Here is a 5,472-nt window from a genome sequence, read left to right as displayed (position 1 = left end):
GCCCACCACCACACCACCGCCGCGCCCGGTCCCACGGCGTCCGATCGCGCTCGTCGCGGCCAACCCGCTCCAGCCCTTCGTCCGGCTGGCCGGGCCCTGGCGGCTGATCTGGGCCAAGGCCACCGGACGCCGCCTCGGCTTCGGCAAGACTGAACGCCGAACACCCCGACATCCGACATCACCGATGCATGAGTGGGAGCTTCCCGTGGCCGAACCCGTCACCGCGACCGTCCGCAACGCGGCCAAGGCCGTCGTCCTCCACGACGGCCGCATCCTGCTCCAGCGCGCCCACTGGGAGGGGCAGGACTGCTACTTCCTGCCCGGCGGCGGACAGCACCCCGGTGAGACCCTCGGCACCACGGTCCGCCGCGAGGTCCACGAGGAGACCGGCCTGAACGTCACGCCCGAGCGCCTGCTGTGGCTGCGCGAGTACATCGGTGCACACCACGGCGGCGCCCCGGAGGACCACCGGGTCGAAGCAATCTTCCTGTGCCGGCCCGAAGGCGACCCGGGCCGGCTCGGCGGCCACGCCGAAGACGACGTGCAGACCGGGCTGGAATGGGTGGAGCTGGAGAAGGTGCCCGGCCTCAACCTGCTGCCCCACGGCCTGCGGGGTCCGATCGCCGACCTCGCCCACGGCAAGCCTCCCACCCCCTACCTCGGCGACATCGCCTGACCGCCGTGGCGAGGATCGACAGCCGCCTCCCCGACGGCGCCACCGAGATAACCACCGGTCAGGCCAACCGCGCCTGGTATATCGGCGAACGCGAGCCGTACCCCCTGAAGCGCTACAGCGACCCGGCCCGCGCCGCCAACGAAGCCGCCGCCCTCGTCTTCCTCACCCGTCACGGTGAACGCTCCGGCCAGCTGATCCACCCCGCCGCGAAGACGGACCCAGCGCCGACAGCGTGATCGGACAAGGTGACCGTCAGCCGCTGCTGCGCGCGGCTGCCAGGCAGGCGTCGACATGGCGCGCCCGCCAGGGTGTTACCGCAGAAGCGTGAACACCAGAGCAGCGGTGGAGCCCAACGCGGTACCGCAGACGAGCTGAGCCAGGGTATGTGCCTTCAGGACGCGGCGGGACCATCCCATGGCCACGACGAAAAGGGCCGCCGGAAGGACCAGCGTCTGGCCGAAGACCAGAACGAGGATCATCACAGCACCGCCGGCAACGGCGTTGTGCACGGATATCTGCCACCACACCGTCACCGCCAGCACGCTGGCCAGGCCGACGAGCATGGCGATGACGAGCGCGAAGACATCCTGCGGCGCGCCCAGGACGTTCAGGAGAACGATGCCGGTCACCACGGAGGCCAAGCTGGCCGTGAGGGGAGCGATGCGCTGCTTGCGTACGCGGACGTTCTTGTCGGTGAGCTTCCCGCGACGGACACCGAAGTGGATGATCCCCATGGGGATGATGCCGCAGAACAAGGCCGCGAACAGGCCCCATCCGACTCCGCTGAAACTGCTTGTGCTGTGCCAGCCGATCAGCAGGAGCAGCGCGATGACCAGGTTGGCCGGCGCGAAGACGTCGGTGAGGACCTTCGCCGCTTTCACCCGCGGGGTGGCTTCGGCGTAGGTGGGGGTGGGGGGTGCAACGAAGGTGCTCATGCCAGTGGCTCCATCAGGCGGTCTTCAGAGTCCGTGAAGTCTCGGACGAGGTCGGAGTGGTAGGCGTCGGACAGCTGGGTGAGCGCGGAGATCTCACTGCGCAGGTCTCGCCCGCCGCCCGCGGGGCGGTGCTCGGTGCTGGAGCCGGGTGCTGCGCCCCGGAGCTTGGCGCGGCGTGCGGCGGCGAGCCAGCAGGCTTCGGCGGCGATTGCGGCCTGCGTGCCGAAGAGGCCGCGGGCCTCGGCGTGCTGCTGGGCCCGTTCCCGGAGGGCGGGCGACGCGTAGTTGTTGAGGGCCAGTGCGGCATCGCGGATCTCGACGCCTCGGCGGTACAAACGGTCGTGCACATTGAGTGGGTTGAGGTATTCGGTCACCGCGCCGCGTGGAGTGTGAAGGCGCACGGAGGGTGTGGCCTGTGTGAGGTCTCGCCACAGGGGGCGCAGGCGCAGGAGTGCGTGCCGCTTGGCCCGCCAGCTGCGGAGCAGGCTGAGCATGGGCAGACTGGTGCCTGCGACGATGAGGACGAGGGCCGCCATGAGTAGGGCGGTGCAGATGTAGTCGTCCACGGCGCCTGGGAAGAGGCCGTCACCGCGGATGCGTGTGGCGATCGTGGCCGCTCTGGCGACGGCATACACGACGCCAGCGGCCAGGCCCACGCCGATGGTTCGAAGCCCCCAACTGAGCGCTCGGCCACTTGAGTTGCGTCCCCAGCGCCAGCAGACCCTCATGCCTCCCAGCAGCGAGGCGGTGAGGTAGCCGAGGAAGAGAAGCGTGTAGGCGAGGAACACGTAATGGGCCACGGGGTCCGCGAATATCAACGGCGTCTCGTACGGCTGGAGTTTCGCGAAGAACAAGATCGCCATGGCGAGCGCCGTCGCGCAGGCGAACGTGATGCGCCGCCGCTTGGTTCGCGGCCCGTCCGAAGCCCCGGAAACCTTACGCAGGAAGGCCAGCAGAGCAGCTGGTGCGAGCACCCCTCCGATGAGGTGCTTCAGCAAGTAGGAGAGGTCGGTAACGCCCGTCCATTGGTCGAGCGCTCTTCCGGGTGGCATGCGCAACGTCATCATGACGGCCAGCCCGAAGAACGCCCACCAAAGAGACCGGTCCTGCCCCTTCCGCCAGACCTTGACGGCGCGCCATGCAACGGTAATCCACAGGAGTGCGGTGACCACAAACGTGAAGAGGTTCATCATCTGCCGTCACCGCGCAACGCCGCAGCTATACGGTCGAGTTCGGGATCATGGGTTTTCGGAAGGGGCGTCAGTTTTGCCAATTTGGCTATTCGGGTGGCGAGTTGCTCGGCATCACGCTCCTGGGGACTGCTGAAGTTCGCCCGTCCCAGCACACTGCGGACAGTGCGGGGATCGATGGTGGTGAACAGTTCGCCCAGGTTGGCGCCCGTGCTCGCGTCGCTCGAGGAGCTGTGCCCGAGGAGCATGTGGCTGATCTCGTGCAGGACGATGTGGTCTCGGTGCAACGGGGAGGTCGACGCCTCGAAAAAGATACAGTCCGCGGTGTCGAGTTCCACCCACAGGCCGCACAACTCGTCGTCTGCTCCGCTCACTCCTTCGACTTCCTCGACGAGTAGAGGGCGACCTCGGTGCTCCGCTACGGCGGCGCAGAACTTCTGCAGATCGAAGGGGGAAGGAATCTCGATCCCTGACAGTGGGTCCGGCTTCGCCGGTTTCCGGCGTTGCCGGAAGGACGGCATCCGGAGTCGCTGCTGCGAGCGCAACGATTCCCTCCCTGGTCTTTCATTTCTGCTTGCTGCAGGCGCACCGATGGCGCACCATCGGGCACTTTATGTGAACCGGGGATGATGATCCAGAGAGGAGAATTCCAGCTTCCAAGATCGATACCCTGCGTGGCCACCCCAAACACAGAGCGCTCTCAAGAGCCCCGCCATTTTCGGGACGACCGGACAGAAGTGTCCTAATTCTTACAGGACCTATCTCCTGCAGGAAGTGACGAGAGTCATACACCCTGTTCCGACTGACTGCCATCGTTGAGGCCCTCAAGCTCCCGAGCTCGCTCGATGAACGCCTGCACGGTGCGGAGGGTCTCGGGAGAAAGGCCGGAGGCGCGCAGGGCCACGGAGCGGACCTGGTTGTCGCGCATCGACTCGAGCAGGGTCACTTCCGCCTGAGCGCGCGCTCCCTCGTCGTCATCAAAGAAGTACGCCGGCGACACGCCAAAGAAAGCCGCGATCGCCTTTAGGTACTTGATGCCCGGATTGTCCCGTTGTCCCGTGCGCAACTGGTGAAGGAAGCTCGCCGACATGCTGGGGCCGCCCATGTCCGCCACACCTCGGGCCACTTCGCGCAGCGAGTAAGGCCCCCGCCCTTCGGGGTGAATTACCCGAAACAGCCGGTCGACCTTCTCCGCCAGAGCGCGCCCCTCCTCACTGACCTCGTCGCCCACCACTCGACCTCTCTCTGTCGCACATAGGGGTCCATCAAACCAAACCTGTCAACTCAGGCGTACACCCCACCCACAGAGCTGACGAAGATGTCCGCACCAGTTGACAGATGGCGCCGCTCACAGCTTACGATCTTGCCTGACTGTCAACAGGTGTAAACAGCCCCCGCGGGGGCGACCTCATCCGAGAGGCAAGAGACGCTGGCTGCACACAAGCCCATTAACGGGCAAATCAACACGAAGCAGAGAGTTGTAGAGAGTTTAAGAACCAAGTCTGGATCTTGACGCAGGGTCGTGCGTATGTTCGTCGTCCCCCGGGCAGCCCGCCCGGCGCGACGAGCATGAGGAGCAGTGGCATGCGCGCACTCCGGGCCACGTAGGCCCGCATACAGCGATGGCGCCCGAGAGCGGCAACTCCCGGACGCCGAACGCTTCACGGCAGACCGCCCCGGCAAGGGCGGAGATCGCCACCATCACCACGCTGATCCCTTCCAGGGGGCGTCTCAGCGTGGCAACACCGAAGGAGATTCTTGCATGCGCTCCGCCCTGCGCAAAAGGCCCAACGGCCTGGCCTGCGCGGCAGCCGCCCACTTCCCCGTCTCCACTCGCCGCCGATGTGAACACGTCCCGGCCGCCGGGCCGGCGCAGCCCTCCCACCTGATGGTCGGGAGCGGCCGATGAGCGTCGAGGCCCGCGAGTGGGTGTGGGAGCACAGCTCCAGCCGCGGGACCGCGCGCCTGGTCCTGCTGTCGATCGCCGACCGCGTACCGGACGAGCAATGCGTCGCCTGGGCCTCACTCTCCAGCCTGGTCGAGCGCACGAACGCGAGCCGGACCGCAGTGCGCGACGCGCTCACGTCGCTCGTCCAGAGCGGCGAGCTGAAGGTGCTGGACCACCTGCAGGGCCCGCAGCGCACCACGGCCTACCGCCTGCCGCGCGCCGCCGCGTGGCTGGCCAAGGTCGCGGCAGCCACGCGGGAGGACCCGGACGCGTACGTCGAGCCGCCAACCGAGGCCGACCCGGTGCCCGAGCTGGACGAGAAGCGACTTTGGCGGCACGGGATCTGGCCCAAGGAGGGTACGGAGTCCGACCCCTCCCGCCGGAATCCGACCGGTGCGGAATCCGGCCCCTCGCGACGGAATCCGACCCCCCGGCGTGCCGGAATCCGCACCCCGCAAGGTACGGAATCCAACCCCCAGAACCGTAGAGAACCGAAGGTGAACCGTAAAGGCAGCAGGAGTGGTGCTGCCCTCACCTCGGCCGGCGAGTGGCAGGTCGACCCAGCCACCGAAGCCTGGGCCCACCAGCAGGGGCACCTCGCCCGCCTCGGCGAGGACGGCCTGCGCGCCGCCGACGCGAAGTGGCGTGCCCACCGGGCCGACTGGAAGCCCCGCTCAGCGAGCGCCTGGGCCGCCGACTGGCGCTCCTGGATCGCCCGGGAAC

The 5,472-nt window shown here is 67.5% G+C and carries 7 protein-coding genes; 3 read left to right on the top strand and 4 right to left on the bottom strand.

Annotated elements, in window-relative coordinates:
* Both C1I97_RS30375 and C1I97_RS30370 read left to right on the top strand, forming a co-directional pair.
* Positions 1-676, top strand: a 676-nt coding sequence (locus C1I97_RS30375; RefSeq protein WP_220040875.1) for an NUDIX domain-containing protein, incomplete at its 5' end; no start/stop codon positions are given.
* A gap of 5 nt (positions 677-681) precedes the next feature.
* Entirely contained in the window at positions 682-912 is a 231-nt protein-coding gene (locus C1I97_RS30370) for a hypothetical protein (RefSeq protein ID WP_111006305.1), read from the top strand.
* A gap of 75 nt (positions 913-987) precedes the next feature.
* On the opposite strand, the gene C1I97_RS30365 is transcribed toward C1I97_RS30370, so the two are convergent.
* From C1I97_RS30365 to C1I97_RS30350, 4 genes are all read right to left on the bottom strand, one after another.
* The gene (locus C1I97_RS30365) at positions 988-1,611 is read right to left on the bottom strand and encodes a hypothetical protein (protein ID WP_111006304.1); all 624 of its coding nucleotides are present in this window, start codon (positions 1,609-1,611) and stop codon (positions 988-990) included.
* Positions 1,608-2,804 (bottom strand): MAB_1171c family putative transporter, encoded by a 1,197-nt coding sequence (locus C1I97_RS30360; RefSeq protein ID WP_111006303.1) that lies wholly within the window; start codon positions 2,802-2,804, stop codon positions 1,608-1,610. The genes C1I97_RS30365 and C1I97_RS30360 overlap by 4 nt, the downstream gene beginning before the upstream one ends.
* Positions 2,801-3,346, bottom strand: a complete 546-nt coding sequence (locus C1I97_RS30355; RefSeq protein WP_146608339.1) for a hypothetical protein — start codon at positions 3,344-3,346, stop codon at positions 2,801-2,803. Before C1I97_RS30355 ends, C1I97_RS30360 begins: the two co-directional genes overlap by 4 nt.
* Before the next feature lie 239 nt (positions 3,347-3,585).
* Positions 3,586-4,032 carry a helix-turn-helix domain-containing protein gene (locus tag C1I97_RS30350; RefSeq protein WP_111006307.1) on the bottom strand — a complete coding sequence of 149 codons (447 nt, stop codon included), beginning with the start codon at positions 4,030-4,032 and terminating at the stop codon, positions 3,586-3,588.
* 674 nt (positions 4,033-4,706) lie between these two features.
* Here C1I97_RS30350 and C1I97_RS30345 point away from each other — a divergent pair.
* On the top strand, positions 4,707-5,472 hold a 766-nt coding region (locus C1I97_RS30345), incomplete at its 3' end, for a helix-turn-helix domain-containing protein (RefSeq protein ID WP_111006301.1).

It is taken from the genome of Streptomyces sp. NTH33 (genome assembly GCF_003236365.1).
In the GTDB taxonomy this organism is placed as follows: domain Bacteria; phylum Actinomycetota; class Actinomycetes; order Streptomycetales; family Streptomycetaceae; genus Streptomyces.
This window is presented reverse-complemented; position numbering and strand designations above follow the sequence as displayed.